The sequence below is a fragment of the Pseudomonas sp. WMBT8 genome (genome assembly GCF_050916005.1).
Taxonomy (GTDB): Bacteria; Pseudomonadota; Gammaproteobacteria; order Pseudomonadales; family Pseudomonadaceae; genus Aquipseudomonas.
On record NZ_CP188096.1, the window covers coordinates 664,608 to 688,440 of the forward strand.

General features: G+C 64.0%; 17 protein-coding genes. 6 read left to right on the plus strand and 11 right to left on the minus strand.

The genetic code is table 11. The features are described from left to right. Nucleotides 1–129: 129 nt before the first annotated feature. Nucleotides 130–6,045, plus strand: coding sequence for a DUF4329 domain-containing protein (locus ACO77H_RS02820; protein ID WP_432754971.1), 5,916 nt, complete (start codon nt 130–132; stop codon nt 6,043–6,045). 14 nt (nt 6,046–6,059) lie between these two features. Here ACO77H_RS02820 and ACO77H_RS02825 read toward each other — a convergent pair whose 3' ends face one another. From ACO77H_RS02825 to cbiE, 11 genes are all read right to left on the minus strand, one after another. Beyond that, the gene (locus ACO77H_RS02825; protein WP_169952094.1) at nt 6,060–7,070 is read right to left on the minus strand and encodes a FecCD family ABC transporter permease; all 1,011 of its coding nucleotides are present in this window, start codon (nt 7,068–7,070) and stop codon (nt 6,060–6,062) included. Next, nucleotides 7,067–8,014 (minus strand): ABC transporter substrate-binding protein, encoded by a 948-nt coding sequence (locus ACO77H_RS02830; protein WP_432754972.1) that lies wholly within the window; start codon nt 8,012–8,014, stop codon nt 7,067–7,069. Before ACO77H_RS02830 ends, ACO77H_RS02825 begins: the two co-directional genes overlap by 4 nt. After that, entirely contained in the window at nt 8,011–8,799 is a 789-nt protein-coding gene (locus ACO77H_RS02835) for an ABC transporter ATP-binding protein (RefSeq protein ID WP_432754973.1), read from the minus strand. Before ACO77H_RS02835 ends, ACO77H_RS02830 begins: the two co-directional genes overlap by 4 nt. A 35-nt stretch (nt 8,800–8,834) precedes the next feature. Further along, on the minus strand, nt 8,835–10,943 hold the full coding sequence (locus ACO77H_RS02840) for a TonB-dependent receptor (protein WP_432754974.1): 2,109 nt from the start codon (nt 10,941–10,943) through the stop codon (nt 8,835–8,837). Between the two features lie 153 nt (nt 10,944–11,096). Beyond that, nucleotides 11,097–12,479: a PepSY-associated TM helix domain-containing protein gene (locus ACO77H_RS02845; protein WP_432754975.1), complete on the minus strand. Its 1,383-nt coding sequence runs from the start codon at nt 12,477–12,479 to the stop codon at nt 11,097–11,099. 148 nt (nt 12,480–12,627) lie between these two features. After that, nucleotides 12,628–14,703: a TonB-dependent copper receptor gene (locus tag ACO77H_RS02850; protein ID WP_432754976.1), complete on the minus strand. Its 2,076-nt coding sequence runs from the start codon at nt 14,701–14,703 to the stop codon at nt 12,628–12,630. 94 nt (nt 14,704–14,797) lie between these two features. Continuing rightward, nucleotides 14,798–15,220 carry a DUF2946 domain-containing protein gene (locus ACO77H_RS02855; protein ID WP_169952083.1) on the minus strand — a complete coding sequence of 141 codons (423 nt, stop codon included), beginning with the start codon at nt 15,218–15,220 and terminating at the stop codon, nt 14,798–14,800. A 19-nt stretch (nt 15,221–15,239) separates the two neighbouring features. Further along, nucleotides 15,240–15,722: a copper chaperone PCu(A)C gene (locus ACO77H_RS02860; RefSeq protein ID WP_169952081.1), complete on the minus strand. Its 483-nt coding sequence runs from the start codon at nt 15,720–15,722 to the stop codon at nt 15,240–15,242. Between the two features lie 44 nt (nt 15,723–15,766). Next, a complete protein-coding gene (locus ACO77H_RS02865; protein ID WP_170042515.1) occupies nt 15,767–16,162 on the minus strand; it encodes a DUF2946 domain-containing protein in 396 nt (131 codons plus the stop codon). A gap of 272 nt (nt 16,163–16,434) precedes the next feature. Further along, nucleotides 16,435–17,145, minus strand: coding sequence for a cobalt-precorrin-6A reductase (locus ACO77H_RS02870; RefSeq protein WP_432754977.1), 711 nt, complete (start codon nt 17,143–17,145; stop codon nt 16,435–16,437). Then, a complete protein-coding gene (gene cbiE, locus ACO77H_RS02875; RefSeq protein WP_432754978.1) occupies nt 17,142–18,347 on the minus strand; it encodes a precorrin-6y C5,15-methyltransferase (decarboxylating) subunit CbiE in 1,206 nt (401 codons plus the stop codon). Before cbiE ends, ACO77H_RS02870 begins: the two co-directional genes overlap by 4 nt. Before the next feature lie 112 nt (nt 18,348–18,459). Between cbiE and cobG the strand changes: the two genes are divergently transcribed. From cobG to ACO77H_RS02900, 5 genes are all read left to right on the plus strand, one after another. Then, the gene (gene cobG / locus ACO77H_RS02880; RefSeq protein ID WP_170042569.1) at nt 18,460–19,764 is read left to right on the plus strand and encodes a precorrin-3B synthase; all 1,305 of its coding nucleotides are present in this window, start codon (nt 18,460–18,462) and stop codon (nt 19,762–19,764) included. Next, nucleotides 19,757–20,383, plus strand: a complete 627-nt coding sequence (locus ACO77H_RS02885; protein ID WP_169952069.1) for a precorrin-8X methylmutase — start codon at nt 19,757–19,759, stop codon at nt 20,381–20,383. The genes cobG and ACO77H_RS02885 overlap by 8 nt, the downstream gene beginning before the upstream one ends. Further along, nucleotides 20,380–21,114, plus strand: a complete 735-nt coding sequence (locus ACO77H_RS02890) for a precorrin-2 C(20)-methyltransferase (protein WP_407073407.1) — start codon at nt 20,380–20,382, stop codon at nt 21,112–21,114. The genes ACO77H_RS02885 and ACO77H_RS02890 overlap by 4 nt, the downstream gene beginning before the upstream one ends. After that, nucleotides 21,114–22,751, plus strand: coding sequence for a precorrin-3B C(17)-methyltransferase (gene cobJ, locus ACO77H_RS02895; RefSeq protein WP_432754979.1), 1,638 nt, complete (start codon nt 21,114–21,116; stop codon nt 22,749–22,751). The genes ACO77H_RS02890 and cobJ overlap by 1 nt, the downstream gene beginning before the upstream one ends. Before the next feature lie 298 nt (nt 22,752–23,049). Beyond that, nucleotides 23,050–23,832, plus strand: a complete 783-nt coding sequence (locus tag ACO77H_RS02900) for a hypothetical protein (protein ID WP_169952065.1) — start codon at nt 23,050–23,052, stop codon at nt 23,830–23,832. The last annotated feature ends 1 nt before the right edge of the window (nt 23,833 follow it).

The window sequence follows — 23,833 nt, forward strand, 5'->3', positions numbered from 1 at the left end:
GCGTGCGCCCGAACGGGGCAGGGTGTGTGGCGCGGTGGATATCTATTTAGCGCCCTCGCGCTCGCGCCAACGGTAAAGATCGCCGTGACCCTGGCCAGCGTCTGGTCGGGGCATATTTGAGGGGATGTCATGGAACGACCTAAACGCGGTTGGTTCGGCAGCGGCTTGAAGTCGGATGTGGTACTGCCACCAGTGGGGCCGGCCTTTGTCACCATGGATGATGCGGCGCGTTATGCCCATCAACAGATCGGCAGCCGGCGAGATAAGGAGTATGGCGGGGTGATCCTGGAGAGCTTGGCGGACGGCTACTTCTATGCCACCGAGCCGATAGCGGGCGGGCCCTACACCTTCGATTACTGGACGGTGCTGAAAGTCGACAGCAATAGCCAGTACCTGCACCCACAAGGCTATCGGTGCGTGGCCGACTACCACTCTCATCCCGATGCGTTCGATGATTTTCAAGAGAACAACCCTGAGTTTTCCGAGCGTCAGGTCAGGGGGCTGAATGGCTTTTTTTCGGATATTGACCTGAGCATCTTTATTTTGGAGCGCGGTTTTTTTTCGGCCTCTTATCTGTCTGGGCCCGATGGCGGGTTGCTCAAGTATGTCACCACCGGCTCGGCTGAGGAGCAGCGTTTTGGTGTGTGGCTCGACAAAAAGCTGCACTTTGGTCATGCGGATGGCCCGGCCGATAACAAACCGGAGACCTTCTTCAAGAAGGCCGCCAGTGTCAGCCAGTTGTCCATCGTGGTTCCGAGTGCGTTGTGGGGTGGCTCGACAGGCACAGTGCCCAGGCAATGGCGACCGTTCACAGCCTTTGTCTCGCGCACCTACGAGCTGCCGGCCTGCGGGCCGGTGTACGCCGGGCTTGATGCCCTGCTGGAGGTATTGCAGCAACGCAACCCTGAGCGCGCCTTTATCCTCAAGGATGCCAACAAAGAGGACTATGTGCTGGTCGAGCCCCCGGCCGGCGGGCCCGCACCGGTGTCCATCCAGCAATTGTTCCCGCGCACCTCGGATGGTAAGCGCGTGTCACACGAGAGCTTCCATTGGGTGGCGGTCTATCTGGGACGCCCTCCGGTGCCCCTGCGTCTCCCGTCCAGGGACGCGTGGCTGTACCGTAACTTTTTTAGCCCGCTGGAGTTGGCGACCCAGCTTTACCATGGGGTGCAGTCCAGGGATTTGCTGGGGCCGGAGCGTCAGCTGTTTTTCTATCGCAACCTCAATGATGGGGCGTTGTTGCAATACAAGTGCGCGTTCTCGACCGCCGAGACTGAACTGTTTCGCGTCGAGCCGGACGGTCAGGTGGTGGATAACCAGATCGATTCGGCGCTGCTCGCGGGTACGCTGAGCCCTCGGGACTTTGTCCTGCGCGTGGCGGCAGGCGGGTATCTGTCGGTGATCCGGGCGGGCAAGATCTGGGACAGGCTCGGCCCGGTCGACGCGCAGTGGCGAGCCGTCTCCAGGGTTCCCAAACCCGTATTGAGTCCGCCCTTTGTCACCGCCGATGATGCTGCGCGCTGGGCTCACAACCGGATCGGCGAGCGACGCGACAAGGAGTATGGCGGTGCGGTGCTGCGACAAGGCGCGCGTTATTTCGCCACAGAACCGGTGGCCGGTGCGTCGATACAGTTTGATTTTCGCGCCATCATGGCCACCGATGAGCATGACTACTTCATTGCTCCGGCTCCCTTCGACTGCTACGCCTTTTACCACTCGCACCCGGCGGGCTCTCCCGGTGAGCAGGGGTTGCACACTCAGTTCACGGCCGATGAGGTGGAGATATTTATCAGCTTTTTCTCGTCTGCCGACCAGGCGTTTGTCATCGGTAACCGTGAGTTTGCCCCGGCCCACTACCTGTCAGGCCCGCAGGGCTCGTTGCTCAAGTATGTGAGCAGCGGTTCAACGGCGGAGCAGACGCTGCTCAAGCAGTTGACCGGTGAGATGCCGATCCAGCCGGTCACCGAGTTTGAAGGGACTGTCTGGAATTTTGCCGATGCGGGCGACCTGCGGGTGGTGTTGGCCAACCGTGTCTGGGGCGGCGCTCGCGGTCGTGTCGCCAGGGGGTGGCGGGTCGGCGAACCGGTCATTCCCAAGGACACCGTGCAGGAGCAGCCGTTCTTTACGCCGCAGGCCAACACGGGGCAAGTTGCCGCGCTGATCGCCCTGAACCTTATCAATGGCATGCCGGCGGGCGCTTACCAGGGGTTTGTGCTCAAGCATCAGAATGCCCCGAGCTATATCGCGACGCTACCGGTTGCAGCAGGCACAACCCTGGCCAGTCTGTTCCCCGCCCGTGCCGACGGTCAGGCGAAACTGCCCTCCAATTATCGCCTGGTTGGCCTTTACCGTAATGTGTTTGCCTCCGAGCCGAGGCCGTTGCCGGCCAATGAAGCCTGGCTGTATAAGCGGTTTGCCCCACCTGCGCTATGGGTGGAGGTCATGACCCAGGCTCTTGCCACCTCCAAGCTGCAGATCGCCGGGTTGGGGCTCAAGTTGTATCTGCAAGCCCCTGACCGGGCGCTGCTGCATTGGCAGGTGCCGAGTGCCGATACCGCCAACGAGCTGTTTAGCGTGGCCGGCCAGAGGGTGACTGACAAAGGCAACCAGGCGGCACTGCTCGACGGTACGTTGTCGTCCCGGGAGTTCGTGCACCGGGTGATTCGTGCCGGCGAGTTGACGGTGATTCAGCAGGGCGACTTGTGGAACGTACTGGGGCCGATGCATGACGGCGAGCGTCTGCCGCTGGGTTCGGGGACCACGCTGCTGAGTGCGGCATTCCTGACGGCCGATGATGCCGCGCGCCATGCCCATGAGAAGATCGGCTTTCGCCGAGGGACGGCCTTTGGTGGGTACATTCTCAAAAGGCCAGACGGGCGATTTTTATTCACCGAACCTGTGACCATTCATGGCGACGGTTTTTCCTCCGACCTGCTGCTGCCGAGACCGGGCGGTGGTTTGCTGGTGCCTCCGGTGGGCCATGAGATTCATGGGCGCTACGCCTCCCATGGGGCGGTGTCCTTCAATGACCTGGCCCGCCAGCGGCGCCTTGACTGGACCCTTGCGGACCTTGAGGTCAATGCCACGATGTTCTCGGATGTGGAGATCCGGGCGGTGATTGAATCCCGCCTGCCGGCCTACCTGAGCGGTTCGCCGAACAACCTGATCGGCTACACCCCCAGCGGCTCGGCCAATGAGTTGCTGGTGCTGAGCAACACCACCCGCGAGCCCGGCCAGCATGGTTACTTCGAACGCCTGGAAACCGGCAAGCTCAAGCCGGTGGACATCGTTACCCGCCTGGCGGATGCGGGCAATCTGCAAGTGCTTGTCGGTAGCCATTTATGGGGGCCGCGTGGCACGGTCTACGACGACTGGACGCCCAACTTCGAGTATGCCCAGATCGATCTGCAAACCCCGGCGTTTGGTGCAATCTTCAACAGCCAGGACGCGGCGGCGCTCAATGCGCACATTCGCTGGTACGGCAGGAACCTGGATGCACAGGCGGCGACGGCCTACATTCTCAAGCACCCGCAACACGAAGAATATGTGGTCAGCGAGCTGTTGCCGATCAAGCCGCCCGGGCGTTGGTTGAGCGACTCCTCCAGGGGCTTTGGGTATCTGACCGGTGGCGACTTCGCCAAGGGCTTTGTGCTCAAGGGCCTGCTGTATTCACAGCAATGGCTGCCTGTGGGGCTGAACACTTCCGAGGCCTGGTTGACCCAGTTCTTTGTCACCCCCGAGTTGCTGTTGCGTGCCGAAGAAGATGCCCGGCATTTGCCGCGATCTTCTGCGGGGCCCGCCGTATTGCCTGTGTATGTGTCAACACTGGACGGCGCCTTGTTGCGGTATCAACCCCAGGCTTCGTCAATGCTCAAGCAGGGCATTGATGGCGCCGGTGTGACGATCCAGGGCATGAGCCTGCATGACGGCTCCCTGGATATCCGCCGGTTTGTCACGCTGATCGCCAAGGCCGGTGACCTGCGGGTGTTATACAGCAGCCAGTGCTGGGATCGACGGGGGCTGGTCATCGAAAACGCCACGTTATGGCGTCCCTATGGGCGTTTCACCCGCCGTCGCCTGGGCCCGGCTTTCCAGGAACAGGATGACGCAGTGCGCCATGCTCGCTCACGGCTGGGTGATCACGATAACGGCTTGCTGGGAGGCTTGGTGCTCAAGCGCCCTGACGGCCTGTTCGTGGCCACAGAACCTTTGAAAGTGCCTCGCGAAGATTTTGATCCCAAGTGGATTTTCCCCGATGAGGTGGTCTCGGTGGGAGGTTTTCCGGCGGGCCATACAATTGTTGCGCGTTACCGCACCAGTGCTGCGCGGGAGTTGCCGTTTGCCCTGGAGGCCACGCAAAAGAGCGTCTACCGCAATATGCTTTCCACCCGGGTGATTGGCGCATCGCTGCAGTCGCGGGACGTGCATCTGACCCGCGAGTACCTGTTAGGCACCGACGGCTGCGTGCTCAGTTACACCCGTAGCCGCACAGCCCTTGAGGATCAGTTGAAAACAGCCCTGCAGCCATTGCAGCCGCAACGTGCCGAGCTGTTGGATAACCTTGTCGAGCGGCAGATGCGCGACGGCACGCTGACCCCGGTCGAGTTCGTCACCCGGCTGGCCCAGGCCGGTACATTGCGCGTGGTGGACGGTAGTGTGGTGTGGGGCATGCCGCGCACGGTCACAGCACCCTTCGTTGCCAACGTCATCTGGCCCGAGCCGTTGTTGATCCGCAACGCCGTGGCCGACCCGCCGTTCAGCCCGCTCTTCACCCAGGAGCAGGACGCGGTGCGCTATGCCCATGAGCAGTGCAGGCCCGGTGAGAGCTTGCAGTTCGGCTACGTTTTCAAGTCGCCCAAGCTGGGGCTTTACATGGTCAGCATGCCACTGGTGCGTGCGAGCTATCGCGACTATAGCCAGGTGTTCCCCCAAGGCCTGCTTCCCCAGGGGTATGCCCTGGAAGGTCTCTACCTCTGCGCCACCAATGAGCTGTTGACGCCGGCGGAGGATCCGTTGCACCAGGCGTTCTTCCTGCCCACGGATTTCGATACGGGCCTGCGTTTCTCCCAGCACGCGGTCAAGGACAAGAAACTGCGCCTCTACCTGTCGTGCCCGGACGGCGCGCTGCTCAGGTATCAGTACCTCAGTAGCGATGAGCAACTGGACACGCTCGGCTCGTTGCAGGTATTGCGCGAACAGTTGCTGCTGGGTAATGCCCGCATGCTTGACCACGTGCGCAGCCTGGTTGCCCGGGGCAATCTGGATGTGTTGATCGAGGGCCGGGTGTGGGCTGGCACGACACGGGTTTCCTCCGATTGGCAACCGGGTACGGGGCCAGGTTTCGAGGAAACCTGGCGGGCCTGTGGCCCGCTCTTTTCCCATGCCGACGATGCTGCCCGCGATGTACAGCGCAGGCTCGCGCCGTATCGTGGCCAGGAGTACCTTGCCGCGATATTGGGCAATCGTGCGCGCACCTCGTTTGTCGCCACGTTGCCGCGAGTGGCCGGGCTCGACACGGCGCAGCAGCTGGCGCTGTTTTACACCGGGCCAGATGGGCCGGTACAGCCGCTGGTGCAACCGACTGAGCACCCGGTGCCTGAGCCGGTGTTCCCGACGCAGTACCAAGTGGTCGCCGCACAACTGATCTACGGCGCCATGCCGCCCTCGCAAAGCAACGATCCCCAGGAGCAGCGGCTGCTCAACAACTTTGTCGGCCCGGCACTCTTGAGCTTGTTCCTGCGGGTGTTGCGTGCGCATGCAGAGCGCCCGGCAAGCCTTTACCTGTCGGTTCGCGAGGGGGCGCTACTCAAATACATTCCGAGCTTTTCGCAGATGGAAGACCAAACCCAGCAGCTGGGTGTGAGGCTCCAGCCCAGTGAGTTCCTCAAGCGCGTGACCGGCTATGGCCAGCTTTTTGTACTGGATCGGGATGCGCTCTGGCGCAACGAGGGGCGCACGGTGGAAGCTCAGGTCGACCCGCGCAACCAAACCGAAGAAACCCAGATCGATGAAGCATTGAGCATCCGCGACCGGGATGAGCTGTAAGCCGGCGCCTGAGCTTAGCGCCTGCGCATCAGGCCAATAAAAAACAGGCCGCCAATCGCCGCCGTGGCCACGCCAATCGGCAGGTCCTCGGGGGCGATCAGGGTGCGGGCGGCGACATCGACCCACACCAGGAACAGGCTGCCCACCAGCACGCACACCGGCAACAAGCGCCGGTGCTCGGCGCCCACCAGGCGCCGGGCGATATGCGGCACCATCAGCCCGACAAACCCGATGGAGCCGCTGATCGACACCAGCACGCCGGTCATCAGCGAGGCAATCAAGAACACCTTGAGGCGCACATTGCGCGCGTTCAGGCCCAGGGTCACGGCGGTCTGCTCGCCAGCCATCAGCGCGTTGAGCGGGCGGGCCATGCCCAGCAGCAACAGCAGGCCCAGCAGCACCGTGGCGCTGGGGATCGCCAGCAGCTCCCAGCGCGCCAGGCCCAGGCCGCCGAGCATCCAGAACATCACCGCCGACGCCGCGCGATGGTCGCCCATGAACAGCAGCAGGTTGGCCGCCGCCATCATCACGAATGACACCGCCACCCCGCACAGCAACAGGCGATCACTCTCCAGCCGACCATTGCGGCTGGCCACCGCCAGCACCACCAGCATGCTCAGTAACGCGCCGATGAAGGCGGCGATGGGCAGGGTCAGCAGGCCGATGATTTCGCCCACATGCAGCACTACGATTACCGCGCCCAGGGTAGCGCCCGAGGTCACCCCCAGCAGGTGCGGATCGGCCAGTGGGTTGCGCGTGACCGCCTGCAAGACCGCGCCAATCAGCGCCAGCCCGGCACCTACCAGCGCCCCGAGCAACATGCGCGGTACGCGGATCAGCCAGACGATATGTTCCTGGCCCACCGACCAGTCCACCGCCCCGATACCCAGGGCCTTGTGCAGCAGGATCCGCCACACCACGTCCACCGGCACCCGCGCCGAACCGAAGCCCAGCGAGACCACACAGGACACCAGCAGCACCGCGCCAAGGGCGGCGAGCAGCAGGGCATAGCGGCGCTCGATCATTGGCCGTGGAACCCCTTGGCCAGGGTTTCCACCGCCAGCACATTGTCGATCCCAGGTGTGGCCTGCACGTAGGGGATCACGATAAAACGCCGCTGCTTGATCGCGTCCACCGATTGCAGGGCCGGGTTATCCAGCAGGAACTGGATTTTCTGCTCGGCGGTGATTTCGCTGTAGTCGACGATCACGATCACCTCGGGGTTGCGCTCCACCACGGTCTCCCAGTTGACCCGGGTCCAGCTGGCGTCCACATCGTCGAGGATATTGCGCCCGCCAGCGGCAGCGATCAGCGCCTGGGGCATGCCCAGGCGGCCGGAGGTCATGGCGCGGTCTTCGCCGCTGTCATAGAGGAACACCCGTGGCTGTGTGGCGGGCAGGGTTTTGTGCACAGCGGCGACCTGGGCCTGCATCCGGGCGATCAGGGCGTCGGCGCGGTCCTGCACGTCGAAGATCCGGCCCAGGTTGCGCAGGTCGTTATAGGTGTCGTCCAGGGTCGCGGCCGGGCGCTTCATCACGAACGCGCAGGATTCGGTCAGCTCCAGCACGTTGATGCCCAGCGGTTGCAGGGTCTGCGGGGTGAGGTCGCCCCCCACGCGCATGCCGTAGTCCCAGCCGGCGAAGAAGAAATCCACATTGGCGTTGAGCAGGGTTTCCACCGACGGGTACTTGGCCGCCAGCTCCGGCAGGCCGTCGAGCAGCGTGGCCATTTGCGGGGTCACCGCCTTCCAGCCGGTCACGCCGCTGTAGCCGACCATGCGCGACTTGAGGCCCAGGGCGAGCATCATCTGGGTCATGTTGATGTCGTGGCTGACCGCGTGTTCAGGGGCCTGGTTGAAGATCACCTCGCGGTTGCAGCTCTGGATTTTCAACGGGTAGCGGGTGGCCTCGGCAAAGGCCTGGGTCGCACCGCACAGCAGGGTAAGGCACAGCAGGGAACGCAGGATCATGGTTGGGTTATCCAGGTGATTCGCGGGTAGCCGGAAAGTGGATGGGTATCGATCAGTGCCTCGACACCGAACACCTCGCGCAGCAGCTCGGCGGTCAGCACTTGGTGGGGCGTGCCGCTGGCGACGATGCGGCCATGGTTGATCACGTACAGGCGATCACAGAAGGCGGCGGCCAGGTTCAGGTCATGGATGCTGGCCAGGGTGCCGATCTGCAGGCGCTTGACCAGCCCCAGCAGCTCCAGTTGGTAGCGTGGGTCGAGGTGGTTGGTCGGCTCGTCGAGGATCAGCAGTTGCGGCTGCTGGGCCAGGGCGCGGGCGAGGATCACGCGCTGCTTTTCACCGCCGGACAGGGTGGCGAAGGCATGGTCCTCAAAACCCAGCAGGCCGACGGATTCGAGGGCGTGCCGAATCAGTTGGCGGTCGTGAAGGGTATCGCTGTCGAACAGCCCTTTGTGCGGGGTGCGGCCCATGGCGACCACTTCATCGACCCGCAGGCCGAAGGCGTCGGGGAACTCCTGCAGCACCACGGCGATGCGCTGGGCGCACCAGCGCGAGGATTGCTTCCAGACGTTTTGGTGATCCAGATGCACTTCACCCTGCTCGGGCTTGCTGAAGCGATAGGCGCAGCGCAACAGGCTGGTCTTGCCGCTGCCATTGGGCCCGATCAACCCGACAAACTCCCCGGCACCCACCTGCAGGCTGGCATCACGCAGGTGGAACTGGTGATGACAGTGGCCATGGCCCTGGGGGGACCAGGCGAGGTGGTGGAGGTTGAGTGTGGGCATCAAAAATCTCAAGTCAAACAGCGATCCAGGGGTGGTTAGAAGGTGTAGTCCGCGGTCACAAAGAACGAGCGCGGCTCACCCAGTATCCATTGCTGGCCGTCATTGTATTGGCTCACGGCATAGGTGCGGTCGAACAGGTTATTCAATTGCAGGCCCAATGTCGTGTTGCGCAGGGCTTTCCACGAAACAGTGGCGTCGACCACGGTGTAGCTGGGCAGCTCATTGCGGTTGGCCATGTCGGCGTAGCGCGCATCCACATACCGCACGCCGGCACCGGCGCGGATGTCGTCGCTCACCGCCTTGCTGACCCACAGGTTGGCCGTACGGCGCGGCACGTCCACCGGGCGATTGCCGTCGCGCGAGACCTGCACGCCGCCGACGTTCTGCTGGAAGTCGTCATATTGCGCCCGCACGATGGCCGCATTGGCTTGCAGTTGCCAGGCATGGGGCAGTTGCAGGTCGAGGCTGGCCTCCAGGCCGTCGGAGGATTGCTGGCCCACTTGCTGTTTGAACTGCGGGTTGCCCGGCACATCGGTCAGCAGTTTCTTTTTGACGATATGGTAGGCCGCCAGGGTCCACTCGCCGCGCTGGTCCCAGAAAGCTTGCTTGATACCGATTTCGGTCTGCTTGGCGGTGGACAGGTCGAACGCCTGTTGGCTTGAGCTCAGGGAGATCAGCCCGCCGACGCCATCGGTGCTGGTGGCGTACTGGCCGTAGACCGAGGTGTCCGGGGTGAGGGCAAACACCAGGCCGGCCTTCCAGTTGTTGCCGGTCAGGGTCTTGTCGTTGCGTTCACCGCTGCGCAGTTCATCGCGGTCCAGGTGCACGTAGTCGCGACGAATGCCGGTGACCAGGGACAGGCGCTCGCTCAGTTGCAGGCGGTTTTCGGCAAAGCCTGCGAACTGCTTGGTGGTAGTAGCGAACACCGGCAGGAACGGATCGGCGCTTTCAAACGGGGCCTGGGCCGGGTGTTTCACATCGATGGGCTGGCCACCGTCCACGACGTCGTTAAACGGTGAGTTGCTGGCCAGGCGAAAGCGGATGCGGTTGTATTCCACGCCGGTCACGGTCTGGCTGTCGAGGCCAAACAGGGTGTGTTTGAAGGTAAAGGTCTGGCGGTCGCCGACCTGTTCCTGGTTGTGCTTGATGCCAAAAAAACCGCTGCGGGTCAGTTGCCCGGCGCTGAAGTTGTAGTTCTCGGCGTTCTGCCAGCGGCGCTGGGCCTTGAGGTAGTACAACTCGTTGCGCGCGCTGACACTGTCGTTGATCTGCCATTCGCTGCTCAGGCGGGTCCACTGGTCGTTGTAGTGCTGGGTGTCGTTGCTGACGTTGTAGTTCTTGTCGCGCAGGCCCTTGTGCAGGTGGCCGTTGAGCAGCGGTGTGCCGAAATAGTTCTGCGGGCGTTGGTCGCCGTAGTCGTGGGCCAGGGTGAAGCTCAGGTTGTCGGCGGCCTGCCAGCGCAGGGCGCCGCTGGCAAACTCGCTGGCCGAGTCGCCACGGTCGATAAAGCCATGGCTGCGCAGGCGGTTGAGGTTCAAGCGATAGCTCAAGGTATCGGTCAGCGAGCCGCCGCTGTCCAGGGCCTGTTGCTGGCGATCATAGGAGCCGTAGCCCAGGCGGATGTGGTTTTCGATCTCGCCCTCAAAGGGTTTTTTCGCGACGGTATTGACCACCGCGCCGGTGGCGCCTTCGCCATACAGCACCGATGCCGGGCCGCGCAGCACGTCCACGCGTTCGACGGCCCAGGTGTCGACCGGGAAGGTCGAGGTGCCCATGCCGTTGTACAGGCGGTTGCCGTCATACAACTGCATCACCGAACCCTGGCCGGCAAACCCACGGGCTTGCAGCGAGGTACCGCCGTCGCCCGGGGTGCCGGTGCGGCTGATGCCGGTGGCGCGGGAGATGGCGTCCTGCACACTGGCGTCGCCGCGTTCGCGGATCTGCTCGCCGGTCTGGCTTTCGACACTGCCGGGGGTTTGCCGGGCGCTGAGGCCCAGGCGCGAGCCGGCGGTGGTCGGGGTGTCGAGGTCGACAGGTGCGCTGTCCACTGCCGGGGCGGTCACGGGGCTGACGGGCAGGGTCAGGGCCTGGGCACTGTTGTGCAAGGCAAGCAGGCACAGGCCGCTGGCAAGGTACTTGTTCATCGGACGACAGATCGCTTCTTCGAGACGGTACTCGCCGCTGAGCGCGGCGAGTGGGGACGGTGCAGTAAGTGTTATAAGTTAACACTTCTTACGTTGGGGATGAAAGCCCGCGTAAGACTACATAACGTCTCTATGTAGGGCATCTCGCCCACCTCATGCAGAAGATGAGGCCGATTCACGTTGCTTGAAAAAACGCGCCAGTACCAGCCGATCCAACACCCACACCACGATCAGCGAGGCGCCGACCAGCGGGAAAATGATCGCCAGGGCCAGCATGATCAGCATCGCGGTTTTCCATTTCGGCAGGTCGTGGCGCAACGGCGGCACCCCTAGGCCGCCCTGTGGCCGGCGCTTCCACCAGATCACCAGGCCACTGACCGAACTCAGCAGAATCATCAGGCACACCAGCAGCACAATGATCTGGTTGACCACGCCGAACATCTTGCCCTCGTGCAGCATCACCCCGGACTCGGTGACCCGCGCCACGGTGTTGTAGTGTTCCCAGCGCACATCGGCGAGGACCTTGCCGGTGTACTGGTCGATATGCAGGGTTGCGTCATTGCGTGGGTCGTTGGCGAACACGGCGATGGTGAACACGCCTGTGGCCGTGGTGGGGAAGGTGACGCTGTAGCCCGGCTCGACCTGGCGTGCGGTGGCCAGGTCCACCACCTGTTGCAGGCTGATCGCCGGGGCGGCCGGGCCGTGGTGCATGCCGCCGTGCTGCATGTGTTCGGCATGCTCGCCGGACATCGGCATGGGGGTGTTTTCCAGGGCCCAGGGCACGGTCTGTTGCGTGGCGGTGTTGAGGCTGCGGGCCTGTTGGTCGGACTGCGGCACGTCATTCCACATCGCCGCTGGGAAGTGGTTCCACAGGTCGGCGTATTGCTTGCCCCAGAAGCCGGTCCAGGTCAGGCCGCTGAGGATCATCAGCAGCAGGAATGCGGCGCCCCAGAACCCGGTGACCCCATGCAGGTCACGCCAGAACAGGCGCCCGCGACTGCCCAGGCGCGGCCACAGGATCCCGGCGGCGGATCTGCCGCGCGGCCACCACAGGTACAGGCCGGACACCACCAGCATCACCCCCCAGCCTGCGGCCAGCTCGATCAGGCGGTCGCCGGTGGTGCCGATCATCAACTCACCGTGCAGCGCACGGACGATGGCTTGCAGGTTGTAGGTCGCGTCCTGCTCGCCGAGCACGTTGCCGCGATAGGGGTCGACGAACACGGTCAGTTCGTGGCCGGCGTTGTGCAGGACAAACTGCGCGCTGCTGCTGGCGTCCACAGGCGGCAGGTATTTGCTGAGGGTGGCTTGTGGGTAGGCGGCCTTGGCGCGCTGCAATTGCTCGTCGGCGCTGAGGACGTGCGCGGCGGGCTCGACTTTGAGCAGGTCGGCATACATCAGCGGGTCAAGCTGGGGTTTGAACAGGTAGATGATGCCGGTCACTGCCAGCAACACCATGAAGGGCGCGACAAACAGCCCGGCGTAGAAATGCCAGCGCCAGGCCAGGTTGTAGAAGGAAATCTTTGGAGGGTTCATCAGGGCGCTCCGCAAGGACTCTTATATGGGTATTGATGACGCTATTGCGGGCAATCCCCCTGTAGGAGCCGGCTTGCCGGCGATGAGGCCCTTGAGGACGCCATCACCGGCAAGCCGGCTCCCACAGGGGGGATTGCCCGCGATGTGTTTAGAAGCTCATATCCACCTTGGTCCAGAGCGTGCGCCCTGGCTCCTTGATAGCTTGCGGGTCGTTGGCCGGGTAGCCGAACCCGGCGTTGCCGGCCAGGTTCAAGTGTTCGGCGTAGGCCTTGCCGAACAGGTTGTCGACGCCGGTGCTGACCTTGAAGTTCTTGTTGATGCGGTACGCCGCGTTGAGGGAGAACACGCCAAAGCCACCGCTCTTGGCGAAGTCCTTGCCGACCACGTTGCCTTTGTTCTGGTCGATGCGGTTTTGCGCCGCCACCACGCGCCACAAGGCGCCGGCGCTCCAGTCGTCTTCGCTGTAGGTCAGGCCGAAGCGCGCGTCCAGCGGCGGCATTTGCGGCAGGGCCTTGCCGTCGCTGCTGTTTTTGCCCCAGGCATACGCCAGGGTGGCATCGGCTTTCCAATTGGAGGTCAGCTTGTAGGCGGCGCCCAATTCACCGCCCATGATCCGCGCGTCGATGTTCTGCGCCTGGGAAGTCATGCCCATCATCCCCGGGGTGTAGTTGAACAGGATGTAGTCGCGCACCTGGCCAACATACCCGGAGGCCCAGGCTTCAAGCTCAGCGGTCTTGTATTGCAGGCCGAAGTCCAGCTGGGTGGTTTTCTCCGGCTTGACTGCATCAAAGGCATTGAGCGAACCCGCCGGGCCTTTGCCGGGGGAGAACAGTTCCCAATAGTCCGGGAAGCGTTCGGCGTGGCCGAGGCCGGCGTAGAGCGTGGTCGGGCTGTCGGCCAAGTCATGTTCATAACGTACGAAACCCGATGGCAGGGTGTCAGCGCGGGTGTCGCCGGCGGTCGGGTTGGCGCGGCTCATCATGCCGCTGCCGGTGCGCTGGCGGTAATCCTTGGCCGAGGCGCGATCCAGGCGGGCGCCCGTGATCAACCGGTCATTGTCGGCGGCGTACCAGGTCAACTCGCCAAACACCCCGTAGTTATGGAAGTCGGCGTCCTTGGTGCGCGGCAGGTTCTTGTAGGTGTCGACACCGGCGCTGCTGCGCTGGCGGTGTTCGTTGGTCTGCGCGTCGATGCCGCTGATCAGTTGCACATCGGCCCAGCGCCAGGTGGCCTTGATCCGCGCGCCGAGGGTGCGGCGGTCGACGTTGGACGCCATGGGCCCGGCCATCATCCCGGTGCCCGATGGCGTGCGCAGGCTGTAGTTGTCCATCACATGGTCGGCGTAGTTGTAGTAGACCTGGGCTTCAACCTTGTCCAGCACCTCGCCGATGTTGGACTTCTCGAACCGCAGGCCAAGGCTTTCGCGCAGGAACTGCGAGCCGTCCATGCCACGCCCGGCGTAGCGCGCTTCGCCATCGCCACGGCCGGCGGTGAGCTCTAGCAGGGTGTCGGCGTCCGGGGTCCAGCCGAGGGCGACGTCGCCGTTCCATTTGTCGTAGCGCGAGGCGACGGTGTCGTTGTTGCCGTCCTTGTAGTCATCGGCGTGGGCCTGGTTGCCGATCACGCGGATATAGCCGAGCGAGCCACCGGCAGCGGCATCTACTACTTTGTCGAAGCGCCCGTTGGAGCCGGCGAGGATGCTGGCGTTGACCCGGGTACCCAGTTCGCCGAACTGTTCCGGCTCACGGTCGAACAGCACTGTGCCGGCCGAGGCGCCGGGGCCCCAGAGTACGGTTTGCGGGCCTTTGATCACGGTCAGCTTGTCGTAGGTTTCCGGGGAGATATAGGAGGTGGGCGCGTCCATGCGGCCAGGGCAGGCACCGAGCATCATGCTGCCGTTGGTGAGGATGTTCAGGCGCGAGCCGAACATGCCGCGCAGTACCGGGTCGCCATTGGTGCCGCCGTTGCGCACCAGGGCAAAGCCTGGGATGGTCTTGAGGTAGTCGCCGCCGTCACTGGCCGGCACCGGCTGGCGCGGGTCCTTGGGGTTGGTGACGATAGTCAGCGGGGAGCTGGGAGCGACGCCAGTAATCACCGTCGGGCTCAGCTCGTTGCGGTGCTCGGCGTGGTCGTCGGCATACGCCTGTGGCGCCAAGAGTGCGCCGCACAAAACGGCGAGCACAGGGGTACATCCCATAAGGGTGTCAGCAGGAAACCTGGACATGAAAAATTCCATCAATCAGTCGTAAACAACACGGCCAGCAGCCTGCGGCTGTCTGTGTGAAGGCGGCCGTGCGAAGTTGTGTGTTATTGGCGGTCTACGACTGGCTGGGCGGTGCGCGGCTGCGGGCGCCGGGGAAGATGCTCTGCCGGGCATGGCCCAGGCGCGGTGCGGGGATCAGGCCGGTGGCCGGCGGCGGGCTGCCGAGGGCCACGAACGACACGCTGCCAGGCAGCGCCGGGCAACTGAACAACAGGCTGCAATAGCCGCATTTCTCCCACATCACGTGGTCGGCGGCGGGGGCCTTGGCATGCCCGGCCGGGTGCTGCGGGGCGGCATGGCAGATGTCGTCCATGGACATCTGCATGGACATGCCGGCGTGATGGTCCATCGGCATCGCTTGGGAAATCAGCGGTCCGATAAAGATCATCAGCATGGCGAACAGGCTGATCCAACTGCCGCGGGCCAGCCTCAAGGGCTGGCGGCGGCGCAGGGTCGAGCTGTTGGCGGGAGCACCCATGGGGAGCGACCTGGGGTAGTTACTGGGCGTGCTGGTGCTCGTGGTTGGCCATCGGCGGCACTTTTTGCACCCAGACTTGCACTTTTACCGGCCCGGCCTTTTCGAAGTTCAAGGTCAGGGGGAAGTGCTGGCCGTCGCGCAACTGGCTGCGATCTTTAAGATCCAGGAGCATCACGTGATAGGCCATCGGTGCAAAGGTCAGCTCGCCCTTGGACGGCACGGCCACGCTGGGCACCTGTTGCATCTTCATCAGGTCGCCCTGCATCACATGCTCATGCAGCTCGGCCTTGGCCGCCACCGGCGTATCGACACTGAGCAGGCGGTCCGGGGCTTCGCCCTGGTTATGGATCACAAAGTAGGCGGCAACCGTGGGTGCATTGGGCGGCAATTCCTGGGACCAGGGATCGCTTACCAGCAGGTCGCCGGCCTTGTAGTCATCGGCATTGGCAGCACTGAACACAGGCAGCAGCAAGGCCGCCAGAAGCAGGGAAGATTTGAGCATGGCAGTTCTCCAGAACGATTCAAACGCAGTTCATTGCGAAGTGATCAAACGGTTGGAGAGGCGCGGGGGTTGAGGCTCGGCCATTGCTGGCGCGGGGTCGGGGCTTGCAGGGCAGGCGATGGCAGGCCAGGCGCCGGGTCGAAGCGGGTGAGATACAACTGCGGCACATGCCCCGGCAGCGCCACCAATGGCGCCGAGCCCGAACAGCACCAGCAATGCTGCATGCTGGAATGCTCGTCCTGCTGCGGCGCCGGTATATCCAGCGTGCCCAGGGACATCGCCACCAGCTTGCTGGCGTTGGACGAACAGAAACTGCCCCACAACAATTGCTCGGTAGGGCTTTTGCCCTGCTGCATCGCCCCAGCCATCGGCATGGCAAACGCATTGAACAGCACTGCAAGGCAGGCGATCCAGGCAAATGCAAAGCGTTGACGGGCCATGGCGGACAATCCGTAGGGTTAAGCGATCAAGTGGGTATTTAGCCTGATCGGGGGGCATAAGTAAAAGTTGCTGGTGTGGTTTGGTGTCGCAGTGATGTCAGGCGCTGTGCTTATCATGATAGACGCGAACGCAGGATTACCAATCGTGAAAACGCCGCAGTCCTAAATGTGGGAGCGGGCTTGCCCGCGATTGCGGTATGTCAGGATCAAATATGTTGACTGATACACCGCTATCGCGGGCAAGCCCGCTCCCACATTTGAGCAGTGTTGTTCTATAAGGCCTGCAATATCGAATCGACCGTCAAAAACTCCCGATCCACCCCCGCCAACACCGGCCGCTGCAAAACCACCACCGGTATGCCGCGCTCGCGCGCTACTTGCAGCTTGGGTTCGGTGGCGCTGCTGCCGCTGTTTTTGCTGATCAATACATCGATGCGCCGCCGTTCGAACAACGCCCGTTCGTCCTCGATCAAAAACGGCCCACGGGCGCCGATCACTTCGCAGCGTTCGTTGCCGGGGTAGGCGTCCAGCGCACGCAAGGTCCAGAACTGCCCGGCGGGGATTTCGTCGATGTGTTGCAGCGGTTCGCGACCGAGGGTGAACAGTGGGCGCTGGAAGGGTTTCAAGGCCTCGATCAGCCCGGCCCAGTCGCAGACTTCGCGCCAGTCATCAGCGGGTTGTGGCTGCCAGGCGGGACGGCGCAGGGCCCAGCAGGGGATCGTGCACAAGCGCGCTGCCTGGGCGGCGTTGGCGCTGATTTGTGCGGCGTAGGGATGGGTGGCGTCCAGCAGCAGGTCGATGCCCTGTTCGCGAATAAACTGCGCCAACCCCTCGGCACCGCCGTAACCACCGACGCGCACCTGGCACCTCAGGTCAGTGGGCACCCGGCCAATCCCGGCCAGGCTGTAGATATGTTGCGGGCCCAGGGTGCGGGCGATGGCCAGGGCTTCAGTCACGCCGCCCAGCAGCAGGATGCGCTTCATAGCGGCTTGATCACTTCCAGCAAGGTGATGGGCAGCGCCTGGCGCCAGGTGTCGAATTCGCCCAGGGGCTGGGCCTGGGCCACATGGATGCGGGTCAGTTCGCCGCCGTGTTGTGCGCGCCAGTTCATCAGGGTCATCTCGCTTTGCAGGGTCACGGCATTGGCCACCAGCCGCCCGCCGGGACGCAGGTGTTGCCAGCAGGTATCGAGCACGCCGTCGCGGGTTACGCCGCCGCCGATGAAGATTGCATCGGGCGCCTCCAACTCTGCCAGGGCCTGGGGCGCGCTGCCGCGAATCAATTGCAGGCCAGGCACGCCGAGGGCCTCGCGGTTGTGTTCGATCAACTGTTGGCGGCCGGCGTCGGCCTCAATTGCCAGGGCGCGGCAGCTGGGGTGGGCGCGCATCCATTCGATGCCGATGGAGCCGCTGCCGGCGCCCACATCCCACAGCAATTCGCCGGGAGTCGGGGCGAGGCGCGCTAAGGTCATGGCCCGCACATCGCGCTTGGTCAGTTGGCCGTCATGCTTGAACGCCGCATCCGGCAGGCCGGCCAGGCGTGACAGGCGTGGGGTATTGGCGTCGGCGTGGCAGTCGATGGCGATCAGGTTCAGCGCGGCAATCGGTGGGTCTTGCCAGCCTTCGGCGTGGCCATCGATGCGCCGCTCGGCGGTGCCCCCGAGGTGTTCAAACACACTCAGGCGGCTCGGGCCAAACCCGCTGGCGCGCAGCAACGCGGCGATGGCGGCCGGGCTCTGGCCGTCGTTGCTCAATACCAGCAAGCGCACGCCACTGGCCAGATGGGCATTGAGCGCGGCCACCGGGCGGGCGACCACCGATAGCGTCACCACGTCCTGCAACGGCCAGCCCAGGCGCGCCGCCGCCAGCGATACGGACGAGGGCGTTGGCAGGATCAACAGCTCATCCGCCGCCACCTGCCGTGCCAGGCTGGCGCCGACGCCGTAGAACATCGGGTCGCCGCTGGCCAGCACGCAGACCGGCTCAAAGCGCCGCGCCAAGAGCGGCTCCAGGGAAAACGGGCTGGGCCATAGCTCGCGTGTGCCACGGATGCACACCGGCAGCAAATCCAGCTGGCGCTGGCCGCCAATGATACGAGAGGCGCGCAACAGAGCATGCCGGGCATTCCTGCCCAGGCCCTTGAAGCCGTCTTCACCGATGCCTACTACCGTCAGCCAGGGCGACATATTGATTCCTTGAACGACATCCGACGGGCAGGCTTTTCATGCCGCCGGACAAAGCAGGCATAATACCGCGCCTTTACCCGTGAACCGGTAGCCCCCCGTGAAGCCACTTCCTCTGTCCACTAGCAAACGCCCCTCGGGTTGCCCGGGGTTGCTGCGTATTGTCCAGGCGTTGGATGGCGGGATTTGCCGGATCAAATTGGCCGGTGGGGCCATCACCGCCGCGCAGGCATTGGCCGTGGCGCACGCCGCGCAGGTTTACGCCGGTGGGGTGATCGAGGCGACCAACCGCGCCAACCTGCAGATTCGCGGTATTGGCCCGGAGCATGACGGCTTGATCGCGCATCTGCTGGCCGCAGGCCTGGGCCCGACCACCGCCGGTGGTGATGACGTGCGCAATGTGATGCTCAGCCCCGGCGCAGGCATCGACCGCGACATGCTGCTGGACACCCGGCCCCTGGCGGACCAGATCCTCGCCACCTTGCAAACCCATCCAAGGTTCCATGAGTTGTCGGCCAAGTTCGCCGTGCAACTGGATGGCGGCGAAGCCCTGGCGATGCTTGAACATCATCACGACCTGTGGTTATCAGCCTATGCCGCGCAGGGCCAGACCTGGCTGGCGTTCGGCCTGGCCGGTTGCCCCGCGCAAGATCAACCGCTGGCCGCTGTCCCCGTGGAGCAAGGCCATGGGCTGGTCGTCGCCGTGCTGGAGCTGTTCCTCGACCTGGCGCGCCCGGAGCAGAACCGCATGCGCGAGGTGCTGGCGCAAACGTCTGTGGATAACTTCGTCGGGCGTTTGCACCTGCCGTTGCTCCGCGCCGATGGCTATCGCCGCCGCGCCAGCCCGAGCAGCTTGCGCCTGGGCACTTATCCACAGCGCCAACCGCAGCGGGTCTACGTGGCCGCCGTCACGCCATTGGGGCGCCTGGACTCGGCCATGCTGCGAGGCGCTGCGCAACTGGCCCTGGAGCATGGCGACGGCACATTGCGCTTCACCCCATGGCAAGGCTTGCTGCTGCCCAACCTGGCGCCGGACGTTGCCGTGGGCGTTACCGAAGGCCTGGCGCAGTTGGGCTTCCTCTGTTCGGCCGACCAGGCCCTGGCGCGGATGATTGCCTGCACCGGGTCCAGCGGCTGCGCCAAGGCCCAGGCCGATACCAAGGCCGACGCCCTGCACCTGGCCACGTTGCTACAGGACCACGGCCAGGGCCTCGACGTGCACTTGTCCGGCTGCCCGCGCACCTGCGCTGCGGCGCACATTGCCCCGGTCACCTTGCTGGCGGTGGGCACCGGGCACTACGACCTCTATTTTCGCGATGCAGGCCAGCCGGGTTTCGGCCGCCTGCACGCGCACAACCTTTCTATTGAAGCGGCGGGCGCCGTGTTGCGTGCCCGTCCACGGAGCAGCACCGATGATTGATTACATCCGCGACGGTCAGGAGATCTATCGCAACTCCTTTGCGATCATTCGCGCAGAGGCCAAGCTGGATCGCATCCCGGCCGACCTGGAAAAACTCGCCGTGCGGGTGATTCATGCCTGCGGCATGGTCGAGGCTATCGACGGTTTGCAGTTCTCTGAAGGCGCAGGCAAGGCCGGCCGTGAAGCTCTGGCCGCCGGTGCGCCGATCCTGTGCGATGCGCGGATGGTCTCCGAAGGCGTGACCCGTGCGCGCCTGCCGGCCAACAACGAGGTGATCTGCACCTTGCGCGACGATAGCGTGCCGCAGCTGGCACGGGAGCTGGGCAACACTCGTTCCGCCGCCGCCCTGGAACTGTGGCGCCCGCACCTGGCTGGCAGCGTGGTGGTGATCGGCAACGCGCCGACTGCCTTGTTCTACTTGCTGGAAATGCTCGACGCCGGCGCCCCCAAGCCGGCGCTGATCCTCGGTTTCCCGGTGGGCTTTGTCGGTGCCGCCGAGTCCAAGGCGATGCTCGCCGCAGACAGCCGTGGCGTGCCGTTTGTGATCATGCAGGGCCGCCTGGGCGGCAGTGCGATGGCCGCCGCAGCGGTCAACGCCCTGGCCACGGAGGTCGAATGATGCAGGCGCGTGGACGTTTGATCGGCCTGGGCGTCGGCCCTGGCGACCCGGAACTGATTACCCTCAAGGCCCTGCGCCTGCTGCGCGAATCGCCGGTGGTGGCGTACTTCGTCGCCAAGGGCAAGAAGGGCAATGCGTTTGGCATTATCGAAGAGCATCTGGTGCCCCAGCAGACGCTGATGCCGCTGGTGTACCCGGTGACCACCGAAGCCTTGCCGGCGCCGTTGTCCTATGAACAGGTGATCAGCGATTTCTACGACGCTGCCAGTGTCGAGGTGGCCGCGCACCTGGATGCCGGGCGCGATGTGGCGGTGATCTGCGAAGGCGACCCGTTCTTCTACGGCTCCTACATGTACCTGCATGACCGCCTCGCCGAACGCTACGACGCCCAGGTCATTCCCGGGGTGTGCTCGATGCTCGGTGGCGCCTCGGTGCTGGGCGCGCCGTTGGTGTATCGCAACCAGAGCCTGTCGGTATTGTCCGGCGTGCTGCCCCACGACGAGCTCAAGCGCCGCCTGGCCGATGCCGATGCGGCGGTGATCATGAAGCTGGGGCGCAACTTCACCAAGGTGCGCCAGGTGCTTGAAGAGCTGGGGCTGGCCGGGCGCGCGCTATATGTGGAGCGCGCCACCATGGCCAACCAGAAAATCGTTGCGCTGGATCAGGTCGAGCCCATGTCTTCGCCGTATTTCTCGCTGATCATCGTGCCGGGCGAAAGGTGGCAAGGGTGATGACGCCGGCGATCGTAGTCCTCGGCCAGGGCAGCCTGGCCACCGCGCGCAGTATCCAGCAGGTGTACCCCGGCGCCTTGATCCACGGCCTGGCCGGCCGGGTTGAGGGGGCCGACCAGGCCTATAGCGAATTTGGCGTGACCCTGCGTCAGTTGTATCAGCAGGGCACGCCGATCATTGCCTTGTGCGCCGCGGGGATTGTGATCCGCACGTTGGCGGCGCTGTTGCTGGAAAAAGGCGAGGAGCCGGCGGTGCTGGCTGTTGCTGAAGACGGTAGCGCGGTGGTGCCGTTGCTCGGTGGCCTGGGCGGGGTGAATATCATGGCGCGGGAAATCGCGGCGGCCCTGGGTGTGGCTGCCGCGATTACCACCAGTGGTGAGCTGCGTTTTGGCACCTGCCTGCTCAACCCGCCCCAGGGTTATCAACTGGCGGACCTTGAACTGGGCAAGCGCTTTGTCTCGGACCTGCTGGCCGGCGAGCATGTGCGTATCGAAGGCGCCGCGCCATGGCTGGAGCAGGCCAACCTGGCGCAGGACCAGCAGGCGCGCCTGAGCATTCATGTCGGCAATGCCGAGCGGGTGCCAGCGGCCAATGAGCTGCTGATCTATCCGAAAAACACTTGGATCACCTGCCGCCCCGGCGTCGGTTTGGCCGCGCAGGTGCGCCAGGCGTTGCAGCAGGATGGCATCGCCGTGCAGTCCCTGGCGTGCCTGCTGGCCGATAACGCCGATATGGCCAGTGGCCAATTGCATGAAGCCGCGCTGGAGCTGGGCGTACCGCTGCGCTTTACGGCGCTGGCCGCTGGACCGGAGCTGGTCATCCATTCGAGCGCCGCGCCGGTGGACCTGGCGCAACTGGGTCGCCCCCGTGGCCGCCTTGCGGTGATCGGCCTGGGCCCCGGCGCTGCCGAACTGATGGTGCCGGCGGTCAAGGCTGAGCTGGCGCGTTGTACCGACGTGCTGGGCTACGAAACCTATGTGCGCATGGCCGGGCCGTTTCGGGCCGACCAGGTGCAGCACTGCACCGACAACCGCGAAGAGATGCAGCGGGCGCGGCATGCCTTCGCGCTGGCGGCCGAGGGGCGTTCGGTGGTGGTGGTGTCTTCCGGTGACCCTGGGGTGTTCGCCATGGCTGCGGCGGTGCTGGAGGCGTTGCACGAATCCAGCGACCCGGCCTGGCAGCGGGTCGAGCTGGAGATCCTGCCGGGGGTCTCGGCGTCCCTCGCCACGGCGGCCCAGGCGGGTGCGCCACTGGGGCACGACTTCTGCGTGATGTCGCTGTCGGACAACCTCAAGCCCTGGTCGATCATCGAGAAACGCCTGGACCTGGCATGCGAGGCCGACCTGGCCCTGGCGTTCTACAACCCGATCTCGCGTTCGCGCCCCTGGCAGCTGGGGCGCGCCCTGGAAATCGTCGCCCGGCACCGCGTTGCCAGCACGCCGGTAGTGCTGGGACGCGATATCGGTCGCCCCGGGCAGACGCTGCGCACCACCACCCTGGGCCAGTTGACCCCGGACCAGGTGGATATGCGCACCATGGTGCTGGTCGGTTCGTCCACCACCTGCGCGTTCCCTCGGGTGGGCGGTGGCGAGTGGGTGTACACGCCACGCTGGTATGGCGAGAAGCCGGCCTCCTGAAACGATAGCGGCCCCGCGATGGGGCCGCTGATCTGTCAGAAAACGCCAATCATCGATGACAGAGATTTCTGCATTCACCCCCGCCGTTTCGCAATGCCATCAACGGTTCCTCCCTTTTAGTTGCAGAAAGTAAGCCTGCTGTTATCAGGCTTCACCCCATCCCCCGTGTTTGCGAGGGGGCCAAGGGGCGCAGGTTTTTCCTACGGCCAAATAACCCTATTTGTACCCACTGAAAAAAGTTCAATCACACGACTAGTGTTTCTTGTAAGCCCGTGTGGGTTTTTGTGGAGAAACAGTTATGGAGCGCAAACATAAACGAATCGACGTGGCGAAAAAGAACAAGCTGATTGCGGCATACCGGCTGCCACTGACCAGTCAGCCGTCGGGGTCGCCAGGGCCCGCCCAGGCCGATGGCGACTTGAATGGCGCGGTGATCAACAACAGTGTGTTTTCGTTTGTGGCGGGCATGAGCCGCCTCAACAAGGAATACACCCGCAAGAGTTACCTGTTGGCCAGTAGCTACGTGAGTGATGTGCTGAAAGTGGGGCGTGGTACGCAGGCCTGGTACGACGAGTTCATCAAGGTCATGGGCAACCTTGGGTGGTTGCCGATACGCAGCAGTTTCGAGCGGGTCACCACTTCGGTGAAGGGGCTGAGCGTGCAGATGGCGGCGCTGAACATCATCACGTCCACGGTGGCCTCGACGTTCCTGTCGGGCTCCCTGGCCATGGCACTGCCCAAGTTGGCGGCGGATGCCTTCGAGGCGTTGAAGCAGCTGTCGGCACCGTTTGATCTGTTCAAGCGCAATATCGTCAACCATGAGGGCGGCGACTTTGGCCTGGCGTCCTGTTCTGAGGTCGACGGAGAGGTGTTGATGGTGCTGGTGACCTACAGCGCCCATGGCGTGAGCAAGAAAGTGGGGGTGCCGTTTTTTGAATGGGACAGTTCCACGGTCGAAGCCTACAGTGGCCAGACCTGCCTGATGCTCAATCCTGCCGTGGTCAACGACGCAACCCTCAAGCAGTTGCGCGAGAGTGCAGGCGACAAGGTCTTGCTGGCGATTGCCCAATACCGGATCTGAC